This is a genomic window from Alcaligenes sp. SORT26 (assembly GCF_017377875.1).
GTDB classification, from domain to species: Bacteria; Pseudomonadota; Gammaproteobacteria; order Burkholderiales; family Burkholderiaceae_B; genus Alcaligenes; species Alcaligenes parafaecalis.
On sequence record NZ_CP070975.1, the window covers coordinates 1,514,548 to 1,532,511 of the forward strand.

General features: G+C 55.1%; 17 protein-coding genes. 6 read left to right on the top strand and 11 right to left on the bottom strand.

Annotated elements, in window-relative coordinates; translation table 11 throughout:
* Positions 1-205 precede the first annotated feature (205 nt).
* From JYG33_RS07050 to JYG33_RS07065, 4 genes are all read right to left on the bottom strand, one after another.
* Positions 206-1,627, bottom strand: a complete 1,422-nt coding sequence (locus JYG33_RS07050; protein WP_207875281.1) for an FAD-linked oxidase C-terminal domain-containing protein — start codon at positions 1,625-1,627, stop codon at positions 206-208.
* A gap of 26 nt (positions 1,628-1,653) precedes the next feature.
* Positions 1,654-2,748: a 3-deoxy-7-phosphoheptulonate synthase AroG gene (aroG, locus tag JYG33_RS07055; RefSeq protein WP_279382253.1), complete on the bottom strand. Its 1,095-nt coding sequence runs from the start codon at positions 2,746-2,748 to the stop codon at positions 1,654-1,656.
* 485 nt (positions 2,749-3,233) lie between these two features.
* Positions 3,234-3,464: a CstA-like transporter-associated (seleno)protein gene (locus JYG33_RS07060; RefSeq protein WP_153230571.1), complete on the bottom strand. Its 231-nt coding sequence runs from the start codon at positions 3,462-3,464 to the stop codon at positions 3,234-3,236.
* 1 nt (position 3,465) lies between these two features.
* Complete coding sequence (locus tag JYG33_RS07065) at positions 3,466-5,553, bottom strand: carbon starvation CstA family protein (RefSeq protein ID WP_207875283.1); 2,088 nt, start codon at positions 5,551-5,553, stop codon at positions 3,466-3,468.
* Between the two features lie 520 nt (positions 5,554-6,073).
* Here JYG33_RS07065 and ehuB point away from each other — a divergent pair.
* The 4 genes from ehuB to ehuA all read left to right on the top strand — a co-directional run bounded on the left by ehuB (position 6,074) and on the right by ehuA (position 9,194).
* A complete protein-coding gene (gene ehuB / locus JYG33_RS07070) occupies positions 6,074-6,940 on the top strand; it encodes an ectoine/hydroxyectoine ABC transporter substrate-binding protein EhuB (RefSeq protein ID WP_207875284.1) in 867 nt (288 codons plus the stop codon).
* A gap of 105 nt (positions 6,941-7,045) precedes the next feature.
* Positions 7,046-7,717 carry an ectoine/hydroxyectoine ABC transporter permease subunit EhuC gene (gene ehuC / locus JYG33_RS07075; protein WP_207875285.1) on the top strand — a complete coding sequence of 224 codons (672 nt, stop codon included), beginning with the start codon at positions 7,046-7,048 and terminating at the stop codon, positions 7,715-7,717.
* 2 nt (positions 7,718-7,719) lie between these two features.
* Positions 7,720-8,412 carry an ectoine/hydroxyectoine ABC transporter permease subunit EhuD gene (gene ehuD, locus JYG33_RS07080; RefSeq protein ID WP_207875286.1) on the top strand — a complete coding sequence of 231 codons (693 nt, stop codon included), beginning with the start codon at positions 7,720-7,722 and terminating at the stop codon, positions 8,410-8,412.
* The gene (ehuA, locus tag JYG33_RS07085; protein ID WP_243430293.1) at positions 8,409-9,194 is read left to right on the top strand and encodes an ectoine/hydroxyectoine ABC transporter ATP-binding protein EhuA; all 786 of its coding nucleotides are present in this window, start codon (positions 8,409-8,411) and stop codon (positions 9,192-9,194) included. Before ehuD ends, ehuA begins: the two co-directional genes overlap by 4 nt.
* Before the next feature lie 128 nt (positions 9,195-9,322).
* On the opposite strand, the gene JYG33_RS07090 is transcribed toward ehuA, so the two are convergent.
* The 6 genes from JYG33_RS07090 to JYG33_RS07115 all read right to left on the bottom strand — a co-directional run bounded on the left by JYG33_RS07090 (position 9,323) and on the right by JYG33_RS07115 (position 14,114).
* On the bottom strand, positions 9,323-9,934 hold the full coding sequence (locus JYG33_RS07090; protein WP_207875287.1) for a DUF2239 family protein: 612 nt from the start codon (positions 9,932-9,934) through the stop codon (positions 9,323-9,325).
* Positions 9,935-10,299: 365 nt separating this feature from the next.
* Entirely contained in the window at positions 10,300-11,223 is a 924-nt protein-coding gene (thpD, locus tag JYG33_RS07095; protein ID WP_207875288.1) for an ectoine hydroxylase, read from the bottom strand.
* A 14-nt stretch (positions 11,224-11,237) separates the two neighbouring features.
* A complete protein-coding gene (locus JYG33_RS07100; RefSeq protein WP_009456191.1) occupies positions 11,238-11,630 on the bottom strand; it encodes an ectoine synthase in 393 nt (130 codons plus the stop codon).
* Positions 11,630-12,937 (bottom strand): diaminobutyrate--2-oxoglutarate transaminase, encoded by a 1,308-nt coding sequence (gene ectB, locus JYG33_RS07105; RefSeq protein ID WP_207875289.1) that lies wholly within the window; start codon positions 12,935-12,937, stop codon positions 11,630-11,632. Before ectB ends, JYG33_RS07100 begins: the two co-directional genes overlap by 1 nt.
* 95 nt (positions 12,938-13,032) lie before the next feature.
* A complete protein-coding gene (gene ectA / locus JYG33_RS07110; protein ID WP_243430340.1) occupies positions 13,033-13,509 on the bottom strand; it encodes a diaminobutyrate acetyltransferase in 477 nt (158 codons plus the stop codon).
* Between the two features lie 77 nt (positions 13,510-13,586).
* Positions 13,587-14,114, bottom strand: coding sequence for a MarR family transcriptional regulator (locus tag JYG33_RS07115; protein ID WP_153230579.1), 528 nt, complete (start codon positions 14,112-14,114; stop codon positions 13,587-13,589).
* Positions 14,115-14,486: 372 nt separating this feature from the next.
* Between JYG33_RS07115 and yddG the strand changes: the two genes are divergently transcribed.
* Positions 14,487-15,404: an aromatic amino acid DMT transporter YddG gene (gene yddG / locus JYG33_RS07120; RefSeq protein WP_207875291.1), complete on the top strand. Its 918-nt coding sequence runs from the start codon at positions 14,487-14,489 to the stop codon at positions 15,402-15,404.
* 157 nt (positions 15,405-15,561) lie between these two features.
* On the opposite strand, the gene tldD is transcribed toward yddG, so the two are convergent.
* Positions 15,562-17,022 carry a metalloprotease TldD gene (tldD, locus tag JYG33_RS07125; RefSeq protein ID WP_207875292.1) on the bottom strand — a complete coding sequence of 487 codons (1,461 nt, stop codon included), beginning with the start codon at positions 17,020-17,022 and terminating at the stop codon, positions 15,562-15,564.
* Positions 17,023-17,551: 529 nt separating this feature from the next.
* Here tldD and JYG33_RS07130 point away from each other — a divergent pair.
* The gene (locus JYG33_RS07130) at positions 17,552-17,899 is read left to right on the top strand and encodes an H-NS histone family protein (RefSeq protein ID WP_207875293.1); all 348 of its coding nucleotides are present in this window, start codon (positions 17,552-17,554) and stop codon (positions 17,897-17,899) included.
* Positions 17,900-17,964: the final 65 nt, after the last annotated feature.

The following is a 17,964-nucleotide window of genomic DNA, read 5'->3' on the forward strand; positions in this document are numbered from 1 at the left end:
GAGCGGTGCTGCTGATACCGGGCTGTATCGCCCAGCGCGCACCTGACTAACTAAAAAAGGCATTGTACGCCTGCCCTGACGCATGTACAGGCAGACACCGCCCACGGCTGGGGTTTATGGAAAACTGTGCTGCCCAGAACACACAAATAAAAAGCCCGGACACGCGGTCCGGGCTTTCAGGGCGACTCAAGAGTGACTCAGGTGATCAGTCCTGAGGACGTGGAGGCAACATTTTCCCTGGGTTCATGATGTTATGAGGATCCAGCGCCTGCTTGATGCTGCTCATCACATCCAGCGCATCCTGACCGTGCTCGGCCAGCATGAACTCCATCTTGTGCAAGCCCACACCGTGCTCGCCCGTGCAGGTGCCTTGCATGGCAATGGCACGCTCCACCAGACGATGGTTCAGACGCTCGGACTCGTCCCACTCTTCCTGGCTGTCAGCATCCAGCAGCATCAGAACGTGGAAGTTGCCATCGCCCACGTGCCCCACGATGGTGTACGGGAACGGTGCCTGGTCCATATCGGCCGCCGTTTCAGCCACACACTCCGCCAGAGCGGAGATAGGCACACACACATCGGTAGTGCTGGAGCGGCACCCAGGACGCAATTGCAGACCGGCAAAGTAGGCATTGTGTCGAGCGGTCCACAGGCGGGAACGGTCTTCGGCTTTATCAGCCCACTCAAAGTCCATGCCGCCATTGTCTCGCGTGATTTCCTGAACGACCTGAGCCTGCTCCTGCACACCGCTGGGGCTTCCGTGGAATTCAAACAGCAACAGAGGCGATTCTTTCAGGGTCAGTTTGCTGTAGGCATTGGTTGCACGCACCGCCGCCGTGTCCATGAACTCGACACGCGCAATGGGGATGCCCATCTGGATCACTTCGATCACGCTTTGCACGGCAGAGCGCAGATCGGAGAAATTACAGATTGCTGCCGAGATGGCTTCCGGTTGCGGGTACAGACGCACCGTCACTTCCGTGATGATGCCCAGTGTGCCTTCGCTACCGATGAACAAGCGAGTCAGGTCGTAACCGGCCGAGGATTTCTTGGCGCGGTTAGCCGTATTGATAACGCGGCCATCGGCGGTCACGACCGTCAAGGTCAGCACGTTTTCACGCATGGTGCCGTAACGCACGGCATTGGTGCCCGATGCACGGGTTGCCGCCATACCGCCCAGGCTGGCATCCGCACCGGGATCGATGGGGAAGAACAAGCCAGTGTCACGGATATGTTCATTCAAGGCGGTACGTGTCACGCCCGCTTGCACCGTTGCGGTGAAGTCTTCAGCATTGATCACCACGATCTCGTCCATACCGGACAGATCCAGGCTGACACCTCCTTGAATAGCCAGGAAATGCCCTTCCAGTGAGGAACCGGCCCCATAAGGAATCAAGGGCACATGATGTTCATGGCAATGACGCGCCACCCAGGCTACTTCTTCTGTGCTGCGAGCAAAAACAACCACATCGGGCAGCATGGGTGGATACGGCGATTCATCCCGTCCATGGTGTTCACGCACGGCGTGAGAAAGCGAGCAACGCTCTTGGAACTGAGCCTGCAAGGCTTCGATAAAACCTTCAGGTAAAGGGCGCCGCGCTAATTCGGCATGACCGGGTGCATTCATGAACATTCCAAAAAGGCAAAACCCTATTATGAGTGGCTAAGTGCCCCCTCTTCAAGAGCGACTCGTGTCTTGCGACGCTGACGCACGGCCTCAGCCAATTTTTCCAGCACAAGGATGGTGTCATCCCAATCGATGCAACCGTCGGTAATGCTTTGGCCGTAGGTCAAGGGCTTGCCTTCCACCACGTCCTGACGACCGCCCACCAGATGGCTTTCCACCATCACACCGCAAATGCGCATATCGCCACCCGCAATCTGGCCGGACACATCAGCCAGTACTTCGGGCTGACGACGGTAGTCTTTATTGCTGTTGGCATGGCTGGCATCGACCATCACGCGGGGAACCATACCGGCCTTGATCATGGCCTGGCTGGTGGCTTCCACGTTTTCAGCGTCGTAATTGGGCGTCTTGCCGCCACGCAGAATCACGTGACAGTCGTTATTACCCACGGTAGACACAATGGCAGAGTGACCGCCTTTGGTGACCGACAGGAAATGGTGCGGCTGGGAAGCGGCTTTGATCGCGTCCAGGGCAATACGAATATTGCCGTCTGTACCGTTCTTGAAGCCCACAGGGCAGGACAATCCTGAGGACAATTCACGGTGAACCTGACTTTCCGTCGTACGGGCACCAATCGCGCCCCAGGAAACCAGATCCGCAATGTACTGAGGCGTGATCATGTCCAGGAACTCGCAACCAGCGGGCAAATCCAGTTGGTTCACGGCCAGCAGCAATTCGCGGGCGGTGCGCAAACCCTGATTGATGTTGAAGCTGCCATCCATGAACGGATCGTTGATCAGGCCTTTCCAACCCACCGTCGTACGAGGCTTTTCGAAGTACACACGCATCACGATTTCCAGCTCGGGCGCAAAGCGCTTGCGCTCTACCGTCAGGCGGCGGGCGTAATCCAGAGCGGCTTCGGTATCGTGAATGGAACAAGGGCCCACCACGACCACCAGACGATCATCCTGTTCGTGAAGGATTTTGTGAATGCTGCGGCGTGCCTTGTGAACCGTGGTCGAGACAGCAGAAGTGCACGGGAACTCGCGCATCACGTGGGATGGGGGAGACAGCTCCTTAATTTCACGAATCCGTAAATCATCAGTATTGTGCGACACGATTGAACTCCAGTTGGTTTGCCAGGTTCGGGGGCAAACGAAAAAAAAGCCGCCCGGACGATGCTGGCGGCTTATTTCAGGATTTAGGTCTTACTTATGTTTGGTGCAACCCGTCCTTTCCTCCACCAGCGGCATTGGAAAAGCATAAAAATAAAAGTAGAAGACAGGGGTTGCGAAAGTCATGAGAAAAATCCTAACACAGTTCCTGACGCGCCGCCAACAAAACTCGCAAGATTCATCCAAAAAAACGCAGGAAGACAGAATATTTATACCAATAAGCCCTTAAAAATTACCACCAAACGAAACTATTATTTCGTTTAGCTATTTTTATTGGCCCTTTTGTTTCGTGTTATCCCGAAAAACCACGATAAATCGTTTCGATGGCTGGTTTGTCTTATTTTTACATCTACATACAAACCTGATGACAGGCTGCCCTGCTCAAACGCAAAAGGGCCAGAACACTGGGTTCTGGCCCTTAGCCGCCTAATTTAGCAGCACGCTATACGTCCTTTCCCACCATAGCGAGCTTGCTGTCGCTCACGGAAAAATTCGGCGTACTCCATCGGCTTCTGATCGGGGTGATTCACCCGCATATGCGTCAGATACGTTTCGTAGTCAGGTACGCCCACCATCAGACGCAAGGTTGTGGCCAGATAACGCCCGGTGCCCCGCCCTGCCTGGGCACTGCGCGAGATGGCGCCTGTCAATAATCCTTTCATATCAAACTCCTGCTGCTGCCTGAGCCGGTAAAGGCTCGTACGGAGTCTCGGCAGAATGCGGCACCGTGCTACGACGCGCTTTCAGCACGCAACGTATGCCAAAGAACACCATGCTCAAGACCACGAAGATGAACAAACCGCACAAGGTCGAGTTCACGTAATCGTTAAAAATAACCTGCTGCATCTGCTCCAGCGACTTGGCCGGTGCCATGACGGTTTGTTCCGCCAGCCCTTTCTGATACACCTTGGCGTGTGCCAAAAAACCAATCTTGGGGTCAGGGTGGAACATCTTCTGGAAGCCTGCAAACAGCGTGCAAATCAGCAGCCAGATAGTGGGGACCACCGTCACCCATGCGTAGCGGTCTTTCTTCATTTTGAAGAGCACCACCGTACCCAGCACCAGCGCTACCGCCGCCAGCATCTGGTTGGCAATACCAAACAAGGGCCACAAGGTATTGATGCCACCCAGCGGATCAACCACGCCCTGATACAGGAAGTAGCCCCACGCCGCCACACATAAAGAGGTAGCAATCAGGTTGGCAACCAGGGACTCCGTACGCCGCAAGCCCGGCACAAAGGTGCCCATCAAGTCTTGCAGCATGAAGCGGCCTGCACGTGTACCGGCGTCCACTGCCGTCAGAATGAACAGGGCTTCAAACAGAATGGCGAAGTGATACCAGAAGCTCATCATCGCAGGCCCGCCGATGACGTTGTGCAAGATGAACGCCATGCCCACTGCCAGGGTAGGAGCACCACCGGCACGGGAAATAATGCTGTTTTCACCTACGTCGCTGGCCATCTGGGTCAGATCCGCCGGGGTGATCAGAAAGCCCCAGCTAGAGACAACCTGAGCCGCTTGTTCCGGCGTGGTGCCAATCAGGGCCGCCGGGCTATTCATGGCGTAATAAATACCGGGCTCGATCACGCAAGCGGCGACCAAAGCCATGATGGCCACAAAGGATTCCATCAACATGCCGCCGTAGCCGATATAGCGGGCCTGGGTTTCGTTTTCGATCATCTTGGGCGTGGTGCCCGAGGAAATCAAAGCGTGAAAGCCAGACACGGCACCGCAAGCAATGGTGATGAAGAGGAAGGGGAACAGGCTACCCGACCACACTGGGCCCGTGCCATCAATGAACTTGGTGGTGGCGGGCATTTTCAGCTCCGGCGCCACAATCACAATCCCGATCGCCAGACCCACAATGGTGCCGATTTTCAGGAAGGTGGACAGGTAATCACGCGGTGCCAGCAGCAGCCACACGGGCAGCACAGCGGCAATAAAGCCGTAAATAATCAGTGCCCAGGTCAGCTCCTCGCCATCCAGCGTGAAGAAAGGCCCCCAGACGGGATGCGCAGCCACGTCCTGGCCGTACACAATGGCGGCCAGCAAAAAAACCAGGCCAATGACCGAGACCTCGCCAATGCGGCCCGGCCGCAAAAAGCGCAGATAAATCCCCATGAAAATCGCCAGCGGAATCGTGGCGGCCACCGTAAAGGTGCCCCAGGGCGAGTTGATCAGGGCTTTGACCACAATCAGCGCCAGCACGGCCAGAATAATGACCATGATCATGAAGGCACCAAACAAGGCGATCACACCGGGCACGGTGCCCAACTCAGATTTGATCAGATCCCCCAGCGAACGGCCGTCGCGGCGCATGGAGATGAACAGAACCGTAAAGTCCTGCACCGCCCCCGCAAACACCACCCCGGCCAGAATCCAGAGCATGCCGGGCAAGTAGCCCATTTGCGCAGCCAGGACTGGCCCCACCAAAGGCCCGGCCCCTGCAATCGCGGCAAAGTGGTGCCCGAAGAGCACATGCTTATTCGTAGGAACGTAATCCAGACCATCGTTATGACGCCAGGCAGGCGTCATGCGGGTCGCGTCCAGCTCAAAGACCTTACGAGCAATAAAACGGCTGTAGTACCGGTACGCAATCAGATAAACGCAGACTGCGGCAACCACGATCCACAGCGCATTGATACTCTCCCCCCTGCTCAGTGCCACCGTCCCCAGGGCAAACGCCCCCAGCACTGCAACCAACACCCAAATCAAATGCTGCTTTATAAAACCGCCCTCTTCTCTGCTCATAGAGCCTCCACGATTTTGCATTAAGTAAGCCTGTCACCAACTTTTTCTTCTGGCTGCACTTCTGATCTGAAGAAGCCGCCAACTGCCGGCACAAAGGGTCTGACACCGCGTGGGGTGGCAGTCTTTGCAGGAAAGACACAGCCTGTTGGTGCTGTGTCTTTCCCGAACCGGCAGGGGTCGAAAGCCCGCTTTCGCGTGCTTTCCAAAAGGGTGTCGGCGCACCAGAAGGCGCGCCAAACTCATTCATGAATCGATCCGGGGTAGGCATAAGCCAGGCGCTTTTTGGGGGGCAAGCGCTCTTTAATCCTTGGGAGCATAGTAAAAACGCGTACTCAGGACACCGCGCATTTTCCCTAAGACCTGCTGCTTTCCATATATAGAAAGGCTAATCAGTCCTTACGTCCGATAGTTTCTATACATTTAATTTGAGTACGAATGATTTTATACGCTATTATTTCCCTGCAAATCTTTCGTAAAACAAATCATTCATAACGAAATGGTATAGGCGAAAAAAGGACTAATGATGAAACTACAATCCAAGCCCCTCTGCGCGTTGGCCTTTGCCCTGCTGGGTACGATGGCCGCCGCATCCAGCGTACAAGCTGTCACGCTGGAGCAAGTCAAAGAGCGCGGCGTCATTCGCGTCGCCGTTGCTAATGAAATTCCGTACGGATACATGGACATGTCCGGCAAAGCCCAAGGCGCTGGCCCCGAAGTGGCCCAGGCCATCATGGAGCGTCTGGGCATCAAAGAGATCAAATGGGAAACGGCCAACTTCGGTTCGCTGATCCCCGGCCTGCAAGCCAAGCGCTTTGATATGGTGGCCGCCGAGATGGCGATCCTGCCCCAGCGCTGCAATACCGTGCTGTTCTCGGAACCGAACAGCTCTTACGGTGAAGGCCTGCTGGTCGCCAAGGGCAACCCCAAGAACATTCATTCCTATGAAGACTTCGCCAAGACCGATCACAAGATCGCCATCATGGCCGGTGCCGATCAACTGGAAATGATGCAAGCCCTGGGTGTGCCGGACAATCGCATGATCACCATCTCGAATAATGCGGATGCCATTTCCACGGTAGCCACTGGCCGGGCTGATGCCTACGCGGCCACCGGCCAAACAGCCAGCAACCTGGCCTCCAAGAGCGGTGGCAAGGTAGAACTGGCTGCCGAGTTCAAGGACCCCATCATCAACGGCCAAGCGGTCCGTAGCTGGGGCGGCTTTACCTTTGCCAAGGAATCCGAAGACCTGCGCGATGCCGTCAATAAAGAACTGGCCGAATTCAAGAAAACCGATGAGTGGAAAGCCATCCTGAACAAACACGGCTTTACCGAAGAAGACGCCACGCACTCGTTTGAGAAATCCACGGAACAGCTGTGTAAAGCCTGATCCTTCACCTGCGGGTAAGGCGGCCGCAGCGGCCTGCGCGGCCCCTGACAAGGGCCAAGCACGCAGCACCGATGTGCCCCGCCCTGCCCTTGTCTGGAACCTGATATGGATTGGTTAAGTTACAGCTCGGCCCTGATGGAAGGGGCCTGGGTCACGATACAGCTCACGTTTTACTCTACAGTCGTGGGTGCCATCGCCTCCTTTGCTCTGGGCATAGGCAGGCTGTCTCACTCTTTAGCCCTGCGTTCGCTGTCCATTACAGTCATCGAAGTTTTTCGTGGCACCTCTTTATTGGTGCAGCTCTTCTGGCTGTACTTCGCCCTGCCGATTCTGGGCGAGTCCATGGGCCTGGACTGGCGCCTGGACCCGGTCGTGGCGGGCACGCTGGCCTTGGGCCTGAATATCGGTGCCTACGGTGCCGAGGTGGTGCGCGGCGCCATTCAGGCTGTGCCGCATTCCCAACTGGAAGCCGCCAAGGCCCTGGACTTTACCGAGCGCCAAACCTTATGGCGCATCAGTCTGCCCCAGGCCATCCCGGAGATGATGCCCAGCTTCGGAAATCTGGCCGTACAGAACCTGAAAGATACGGCCCTGGTCTCTTTGATCAGCCTGGGAGATTTGAGCTTTAGAGCCGAACAAATACGCAACTTCACCCAGGACAGCACCACCATCTACACCTTGCTCTTGCTGATGTACTTTGGCATGGCACTGGTACTGACGGTCCTGATGAAATTGCTGGAACGCGCAACCGGCCGCTGGCGCGCGCAAAGGAGCTGAACATGCTGTTTGGTATTGAATGGGACACCAGCAGCAACGGAGCATTTGCGCTGTCTATCCTGCCTATTTTGCTTAAGGGTTTATGGGTCACCATCCAGGCCGCGGTGCTGGGCTTTGGTGTTGCTGCCGTTTTAGGGCTGATTCTGGCAGGCCTGAAAAGCGTGCGTCTGCGCCTGATTTCCTGGCCCGCCTATGTGCTGACCGAATTCCTGCGCGACACGCCCTTACTGGTGCAATTGTTTTTCCTGTACTACGTGCTGCCGGACTACGGCATTGTGCTGCCCGCCTTCCTGACCGGCGCACTGGCGCTGGGTGTGCAGTACAGCGCCTATCTGTCCGAGGTCTATCGGGCCGGTCTGGAATCGGTCACCCACGGCCAGACGGAAGCGGCCCGCGCACTGGATATTTCCCCGCTGCGCACCTTTATGGTCATCACCCTGCCCCAGGCTATCCCGCGCATCATTCCCGCGATGGGCAATTACCTGGTCTCCATCATGAAAGACGTGCCCGTGCTCTCTGTGGTGTCGGTGCTGGAAGTCCTGAACGTGGCCAAGATTATTGGTGACCGTACTTTTAACTACATCATTCCCCTGTCCATGGTGGGCGGCCTGTATCTGCTGCTGACCCTCCTGGCTTCGGCTGGGGTACGAACGCTGGACCGGCGTTTGCCCAAGCAAGGAATCCCCCTGCGATGACTGACACAACAAGCCCCATCATTCAATTTGACAATGTCACCAAGAAGTTTGGTGATGTCACCGTCCTGGACGCCTTGAACTTTCAGGTGGAACCGGGTGAGAAAGTCACCATCATCGGCCCTTCCGGTTCTGGTAAATCCACCGTGCTACGTATTTTGATGACGCTGGAGACAATCGACGAAGGCCTCATCACGGTAGCTGGCAAGCCTTTATGGCACGAACGGGTCGACGACAAACTGGTGCCCGCCAGTCAGAACCATTTGCGCGAAATGCGCAAAGAAATGGGTATGGTGTTCCAGCAGTTCAATCTGTTCCCGCACATGACGGTGATGCGTAACGTGACGGAAGCGCCGACCCATGTGCTGGGTCTGTCCAAAGAGCAGGCACGCGAGCGGGCCACAAAATATCTGGATCTGGTGGGCCTGATCGACCATGCGGACAAATTCCCCAGCCAGCTCTCCGGCGGACAACAACAGCGTGTAGGTATTGCACGGGCCCTGGCCATGGAACCGAACATTCTGCTATTTGACGAGCCCACCTCGGCACTGGACCCGGAACTGGTCGGCGAAGTACTGGGCGTGATTCAGAAGCTCAGCCAGGAGCAAGATCTGACGATTCTGCTGGTGACCCACGAAATGCAGTTTGCCAAGGAAGTGTCAGATCGCGTCTGCTTCTTTGATAAAGGCGTGATCGTGGAATCCGGCCCACCAGAACAAGTGTTCTGCAATCCACAGGAAGCACGGACACAGGCGTTTTTAAGCAACTTCATTCAGGCGGCCTAGTCATTCACCATGCCTCTTGGTTGAAGACTATTTCAACACCTCATTCCGGCGATAAAAAACGGGCTATTAATAGCCCGTTTTTTTATCGCCTGTCCCTTGGAAGCTCAGCCCTTCCACGCCCTCAAAACTTACTCGGCCAAAGAAAATACAGGGGATTGCGCCAGCTTGATCGCATGCTCCCGCACATCCTCCGGCCAGGCAGCCAGCAGGGCGTTGAAACGCTCAAGCTCATCAGCAAACAAGGCCCGCATGGCTTCTTCAAAACCGGGCAAATCACCACCAATTGCGGTCATGAAGTTATAGGCCCGCTCCTGCGCCTGACGGCGCTGATCTTTAGCCGCGCTGGCACGGCGCGCTTCTTCAACCAGTTTGCGTAGCGCAACCGAAGCACCTCCGGCTTGAGTCGCCAGCCAATCCCAATGGCGTGGCAACAAGGTCACTTCACGGGGAACCACGCCCAGCTTGGGTCGACCACGGCCTCGTGGGGCCTCCTCCTCGGTCTGCTCGACCTCAGCTTCAGACACATCCACTGCCGCATAGCGTTGCGCCAGCTCCTCGTCCGTCCCTTGGGTATTCACATCCACAAAGTGGCCCGTCACATCGTCAAAGATCAACACGGGATCGTTAACCCGGCTCTCCAGAATTTTTTTCACGGCCAGCACATTGGCCAGCATGGGGCCGGACGCGATACGGCGGTGACCCATAAAGCTGGTGTAGGTATTGGGGTAAGTCGTTTTCATAGCAAAACCAATGCTTCGATTAAGAAGTCTCTATTTTTACCCGGACGATATTAATCAGTCAATATTATCCGGGTATAAATAAATAGGTGTTGCTAATTGAGCGCATTAAGACCGGCAGATCCAGGCCAACCGCCACCACACAGGCTCCAGCACAAGCCAAGTCATAGCTACTGAGTATCTCCGCTAACGGCTTTCTGAACCCAGGCCAGTCAATATGGGGCAGACCTAGTCATCTGCCCAAGGCACGGCCCATAAGCTTGCCTCCCTTGTTCACGATCTTGAGCCCACAAAAAACGCCCCCTGGAAATAAATCCAGGGAGCGTCTTATCCGGCCAAGTCTGCACCCAAGGCACAGACCTTCTTGCTTAGGACTCCAGCAGCGGTCCATTCAAGGGCGTCAAGGCAGAGAACTGCCCCCGAGTGGCCACATGCGCAGGACGTGGCGTCAGTCCCTGTTTGGGATCACCCACACTGTTTTCCACGCTGTTATAGACCGTGAACACATTGGCTCGTGGCCAAGGCGAGATATTGCTGGCCGAGCCGTGCAAGGTATTGCAGTCAAAAAAGATCACCGAACCGGCCTTGGCGGTAATGGCTTCTATACCGCCCTGATCCACCAGCAAACGCAGGCTGATCGGATCGGGCACGCCATACTCCTGCTTGCGCAAGGATTCCTTGTAATGATCGTCCGGTGTTTGACCTGTGCACGAGATGAACTGACGGTGCGAGCCCGGCACCAGCATCAAGGGGCCGTTGCACACATTATTGTCAGTCAGCAGCACTGAGCAGCTTAACGCCCGCATCTGCGGCATGCCGTCTTCGATATGCCAGGTCTCAAAGTCCGAGTGCCAGTAGAACTCCTTGCCGGTAAAGCCCGGTTTCAGGTTGGCACGAGACTGGTGCACATAGACATCCGAGCCCAGAATCTGACGGGCCACATCCAGCACACGCGGATCGCGTACCAGGCGGGCAATCAGCTCGCTTAGCTCATGCACTCGAAAGATAGAGCGCACAGCCTGGCTACCCTTTTCCACCACGGCTTCTTCCCGCGACAAAATGCCGGGGTCGGCACTCATGGCTTCCACATTGCCCAACAAAGCCTGTACTTCCTGCGCATTGAACAAGTCAGGCAGCAACAAAAAACCATTGCTCTCGTATTCACGCAACTGGGCCTTGTTCAGAGGCTGGCTACCTACCGGGTCCGGGTACACCACCGGCTCCTGGCGGCTGACGATGGCCGCCGTTCGTTCTGTACGGGATGTGTACAGATCGCTCATGGTCACTGTCATGATGCTCTCCTTCCTTAGTCTTCCACGATGGCTGGGTAAACCCCTTTCTCATCGTGAACTTCCTGGCCGGTCAGGGGCGGATTGAACACGCAGATCACCCGCAGCGGCTCTTTGCCACCGCGCAGATAGTGTTCATCGTGCTGATCCAGCGCGTAAACCACGCCTGGACCCAAATCGTATTTCTTGCCGTCGGCAACGGTTTCGATTTCGCCATCACCCTCGATGCACCACACCGCTTCCAGGTGATTCTGGTAGTGGATATGCGTCTCGGTGCCAGGAAAAATAACGGTTTCGTGAAAGGAAAAACCCATGCCGTCTTTCTTGAGCAAAACACGGCGGCTGACCCAGGTGTCTGTACGCACCTCGTCGCGGGTTCCAATCACATCTTGTACGTTTTTCACCAACATTAGCGTGCTCCTCCAATCTTCAGAATCTTGGCCTGACTACCGCGTTTGGACAGGCACTGGGCCACGCTGCGTTCAATAATGTCCAGGCCTTGAGTCAGCTCTTCATTGCTGATCGTCAGGGCAGGCAACAACTTCAGAACTTCATCGTGGGCGCCCGAGGTTTCAATCACCAGACCTTGCTTGAAGGACTGAGCGGCAATTTCATTGGCCAGACCGGCTCCGGGTGGCGTCACCAAGCCTTGAATCAGGCCGCGACCACGCACGCTCAAACCACGGTCGGGGTAGCTGTGCACCAGGTTTTCCAGCCAGTCACGCACTTGGCGCTCTTTAGCCAGAATTTCATTTTCAAATTGCTCGTCCGCCCAGTAACTTTCCAGCGCTTGAGCCGCCGTCACAAAGGCCAGGTTGTTGCCACGGAAGGTGCCGTTATGGGCGCTGGGCTTCCACACATCCAGTTCAGGACGCAGCAAGACCAAAGACATGGGCAAACCAAAGCCGGACAGGGATTTGGACAGAGTGATGATGTCGGGGCTGATACCCGCTTGTTCAAAGCTGAAGAAGCGGCCAGTACGTCCGCAACCCACCTGAATGTCATCGATGATCAGCAGCATGTCGTGCTCGCGGCACAGCCGTTGCAGTTCACGCAGCCAGCGCTGTGTAGCGACGTTCACGCCCCCTTCACCCTGCACAGTTTCCACGATGACCGCGGCAGGATGGTCCAGGCCACTGCTGGGATCTTCCAGCAAACGCTCCAGATAAGCCATCGTGTTGACGTCCGGTCCCAAGTAGCCGTCATAAGGCATGAACGAGGTATTACCCAGGGCCACACCCGCTGCACTACGAAACTTGGAGTTCGCCGTCACTGCCAGGGAACCCGTGCTGACGCCGTGGAAACCATGCGTAAAGGAAATCACATTCTGGCGGCCCTTGACCTGGCGTGCCAATTTCAACGCCGCTTCCACGGCATTGGTGCCCGTAGGCCCCGTAAACTGCAGGCGGTAGTCCCACCCGCGCGGTTTGAGCAGAACTTTGTCCACCGTTTCAAGAAAGTATTTCTTGGCACTGGTGGCCATGTCCAAACCGTGTACCAAGCCGTCGGTGTTCAGGTAGTCAATCAGCTTTTCTTTCAGATGGGGGTTGTTATGCCCGTAGTTGAGCGTACCGGCCCCACTGAAAAAATCGATGTATTGCCTGCCTGACTCGTCCTCCAAGACCGAGCCTCGGGCTTTGTTGAAAATGACCGGGAAGGACCGGACGTAGCCCCTTACTTCAGACTCCATCCGGTCGAATATTTTTAAATCAGTCATATTTCCTCTCCTGGTTATAGAACGGCGTGTCTTGAGCCGACAAACTACAATCAGCGAACCAGACCGGCTCTACCGTTCTTTTGCGTAAAGTCCCCTTATCCAGAGTCCAAGGGGCCGATTCGTAATAGAGGTTCTGCCTCGTGCGCCTGATCGGCGAACAAGGCGATATCGAAAAATTCCTGTTCCTGCATGGGCGCAGCCCAATGCCGGGCCATGGCCGCAAACAGGCCTCGCGAGGCCCGATTGCCGGGGCTGACCGTTGTTTCCAGATAGCGTAAGGAACGACCACGCAAGCGTTGCTTCAAATGCTCCAGCATGGCCTGCCCCAGACGCCGCCCACGGGCGCGCTCATGCACGGCGACTTGCCATACAAAGAGCACATCAGGACGGTCGGGGAGAAAGTAGGCAGAGATGAAACCGTCTATTTGTTCCCCGTTCTGCGCCACGACGCAGGTTTGGGCGAAGTGCTCGCTGAGCAGCAAATAGAGATATTCAGAATTCAGATCCAGCGGCGGGCAATCGGCAATCAACTGATGGATGGCCGCTGCATCGCGCAACAAGGGCGCACGCAGTACCAGCGCCGGTTTACTGGGGGCAGACTGGGCAGTCGTCACATTGACTGCCAAGCTGCCCGGACTAGGTCGATCCGTCAAACCACCAACCCGGATTCGGGGGGTACATCCCCTTCCGGGACCTCAAGAATAGGCGAGGCCGTATCGTCGGCCTCCAGCACAACATCCGGGTCAGCATCAAGCAGACGAACAATGCGCTCCAGGGACAAGGTCATGGTGGCCTGTTCCAACTCGGGCAGTTCTTTCAAAGCGTCCGACAGCTTCTTTTGCAAAGGGGACGGGGTATCGCGTGCCAGCGTCACCCCTTCAGGGGTCGCGCTGACAAATACAATGCGCCGGTCTTCACGGCCACGCTCACGCAGCACCAGTTTTTTATCTTCCAGGCGATCCAGAATACCGACGACGGTGCTGGGGCTGACATGCATCTCGCGGCTGATGGCCGTGGCCGTCAGCGGGCCTTTTTCGATAATGGTGCGCAGGCAGATCAACTGGGGCGCGGTGATATTGCTGTACGCCGACAACTGCCTGGAATGCAGGGCAATCGAGCGCGTGATCTGGCGCAAAGCCCGCAAAATTCGTAAATCGTAGTGTTGATCTGTGGTCATTTAATTAGCCAAACAAAATAATTCAGCACGATTAATTCGTGTTGAAATGATATGCCTAGAAAAGATTCAAGTCAAACCGATTTACACTCAAAATCATAGCGAACGTAAACGCAGGGATCTGACTCAAAATCCAAAAAAATGTAAGTACCAGCTCCTTCCGGGATCGGGCTAGCAAGGCGCAGAACGATGCCCTGCTCTATCCTTTTTCACCAAGAGCGGTTCAGGACGACACGCAGCTTACAGTAAACTGCCACGAGTCCTGCTTGCGAACCACCCAAGCCTGAATCCAACCCGGCCCATTAACCCATAAGTCTCTTGGCCAAGTAAAGCCGCTGCCCGTTCACGGCGCACCTTGCAGACATTGAAACCAGCATGAAGCAATCTGATAAGGCAACCCTGATTGGTCTGATCGCCATTGTTCTTTGGAGCACGATTGTCGGCCTGATCCGCAGCGTCAGCGACTATCTGGGTGCCACCGGCGGCGCTGCCCTGATCTACACCCTGGCCTCGGTCTTTCTTCTTTTATCTGTGGGTTGGGTGCGCCTGCGTGAGTTCCCGCGCCGCTACCTGATTTGGGGCAGCATCCTGTTTGTCTGTTATGAGCTGTGCCTGGCCCTGTCTATTGGCTATGCCCATAACAGCCAGCAGGCGATTGAAGTGGGCATGGTCAATTACCTATGGCCTACCTTCACCATCGTGGCGGCTATTTTGTTCAATGGGCAAAAGGCCAACTGGCTGATCGCACCGGGCCTGCTGCTCTCCATGATGGGTATTAGCTGGATTTTGGGGGGTGAGCAAGGCTTGAGTCTGCACAGCATCTGGCTCAATGTGCAGGACAACCCGCTCAGCTATGGCCTGGCGTTTACGGGAGCCCTGATCTGGGCGGGCTATAGCACCATGACTGCCCGTATCGCTCAGGGCAAAAACGGCATCACCTTATTTTTTATGCTGACAGCGGGCGTGCTGTGGATCAAATACTTGGGCCAAGGAGCCGCCGAGATGGTGTTCACGGTTCCTGCACTGGTTTATTTGCTGCTGGCAGCGATTGCCATGGGGTTTGGCTACGCCGCCTGGAACGTGGGCATTTTGCATGGCAATGTCACGATACTGGCGGGTGCCTCTTACTTTATCCCGGTGTTCTCGGCTGCCCTGTCCACCTTTTTGCTACAAGCACCCTTAACCCTGACCTTCTGGCAAGGCTCTGCCATGGTGTGTTTGGGTGCCTTGCTGTGTTGGCTGGCCACACGCACTCGCAGACTCAAAGTAGCGAAAAATACGCAGGCCTCGTAAGACAAGAATGAATGTCTCGGCGAACTCAGTACCCCGAACCGAACAAAAGACAAAAACTTTTTGCTGCGCTGCAATAAAAGCAGCATAAAAAAAGACCGCCCAAATGAATATCATCTTGGGCGGTCTTTTTATCGGTTTTATTAGGCACCAAATTAAATCAGGCCGTACCACCGACAGTCAGGTTTTCCATCCGCACGGTAGGAATCCCCACCCCGACTGGAACACTTTGTCCTTCTTTGCCACACGTACCCACACCCGAATCCAACTGCATGTCATTACCAATCATGCTGATCTGATTCATGGCATCTGGACCGCTGCCAATCAAGGTGGCCCCTTTGACGGGGTACATCAGTTTGCCATTTTCAATAACCCAGGCTTCCGAAGTCGAGAAAACAAACTTACCGCTCGTAATATCAACCTGACCGCCACCGAAGTCTACGGCATATAAACCTTTCTTCACCGAGGCAATAATTTCCTGCGGATCTTTATCGCCACCCAACATGAAGGTATTGGTCATGCGTGGCAAAGGCAGGCTGGCGTAGGATTCGCGACGGCCATTTCCCGTGACAGCCGCACCCATCAGGCGAGCATTATGGGTGTCTTGCAAATAGCCTTTCAAAATACCGTCTTCAATCAGGACGGTACGTTGTGTGGCATTGCCTTCGTCATCCATATTCAGGGAACCACGGCGGTTTTCCAGCGTACCGTCATCAATAACGGTTACGCCTTTAGAAGCCACCCGCTGCCCAATACGACCTGCAAACAAGCTGCTGCCACGACGGTTGAAGTCGCCTTCCAGACCATGCCCCACCGCTTCGTGCAGCATGATGCCGGGCCAGCCTGGGCCCAGAACTACCGTCATCTGCCCTGCAGGTGCAGGCTTGGCTTCCAGATTGGTCATGGCCGAACGCACGGCCTTGTCCACATAGCTGCGCAGCATGTCGTCGGAGAAATAAGACAGGTCTACCCGTCCGCCACCGGCTGCCGAGCCGCGTTCACGGCGGCCTTTATGTTCCACAATGACCGACAGGGACAAATGCACCAGAGGGCGTACATCCGCTGCCAGACGGCCATCACTACCGGCAACCAGCACGACATCGTATTCTGCACCCAGGCTGGCCATGACCTGCACCACGCGCGAATCCGCGGCACGGGCCAACGCATCCAGCCGTCCCAGCAAAGCGACTTTGTCAGGAGCAGGCAAGCTGGCGATAGGATCTGTACCGGTATACAAGGTAGGTCGCTGCGAATCACTGGGCACCAGGATGCCGCTTTTACCCGAACCGCCCTGACGCGCAATCGAGCGCACCACACGCGCCGAGGACAGCAAGGCTTCCGGGCTCAAGGAATCCGAATAGGCAAAAGCGGTTTTTTCACCACTTAATGCGCGTACCCCCACACCCTGCTCGATTGAAAAGCTACCGCTTTTGACAATCCCTTCATCCAGCGCCCAGCCTTCGCTGCGGGTGTACTGAAAATATAAATCGGCATAGTCAGCCTGATGGGTGAAGATCTCACCGAGCGCGCCGGACAAGTGGCTTTCATTCAAGCCCCAAGGGTCAAGCAACAGTCCACGGGCGCATTCCAGGGCATTGATAGCCGGATCAACTAGCTTCATCGTTTATTCCTACTGACAGATCCCCCGCAAACCCAGGGCTGCAAGGGACGAAAATGGGTACCAAGAGACGTGCTGACAGCCACTTGGCTTTCCGTCTATCTGAGCATTAAAACAGAATGTGCCACCGTATGCGATGCCGACGTACTGATCAGGCCCCTTCCGGGCATTCTGAAGCAAAAATCAGCCTATTGAACTAATCAGTTTGAAAATTCCAATTACGACATTTTCTGATACGGAATTAAAACTATTTTAAAATTTACCTAATTAGAAACGCACCTATATGGTTTTGATATAAACCCATTCAAATTCATGATAACCCATGATTAGATTAAATAATCAAGAGCCATAGAATTGTCTAATGAGCTTAAATAATTACAAAAACCAAACACCTTTTTGATTAAGCGTTTATTTTTTATCCAAACTACTTATCTTTTCAAGAAAATCAAAGTACACTGTTTTCGCATGATAAACATGAGCTTGTGCAGGCAGGGTTTATCAGATAACTACAAACATGAAACAGGAATCCTATATGTCAGTCGAAACTTACAGCTCCGCAAAGCAGAAGATAGAAAAAGAGATTCTGCGTCTGCAAAAACAGATGAAATCTCTTCGTGTCAAACAGCGTCGTCCTGTCATCGCGTCTATCGTCAAGTCCATGCAAGACAACGAGATCACGATTGATGAAGTCGCTGAAGCTCTGGACAACTCCGCCCGCCGCGGAGCTGGTGCTGGTTCCGACGGCCCCAAGACCAGCCTGCCTCCCAAATACCGCCACCCCGGCACCCAGGACACCTGGACAGGCCGTGGCCGTCCACCACGGTGGATCATTGATGCTGAAGCCAATGGCCGCAGCCGTGAAGAGTTCCTGATCAAATAAGTGTCGGAACCAAACAAAAGAAAGGGACCGCTTGAAAAAGCGGTCCCTTTCTTGTTTTTATAAAT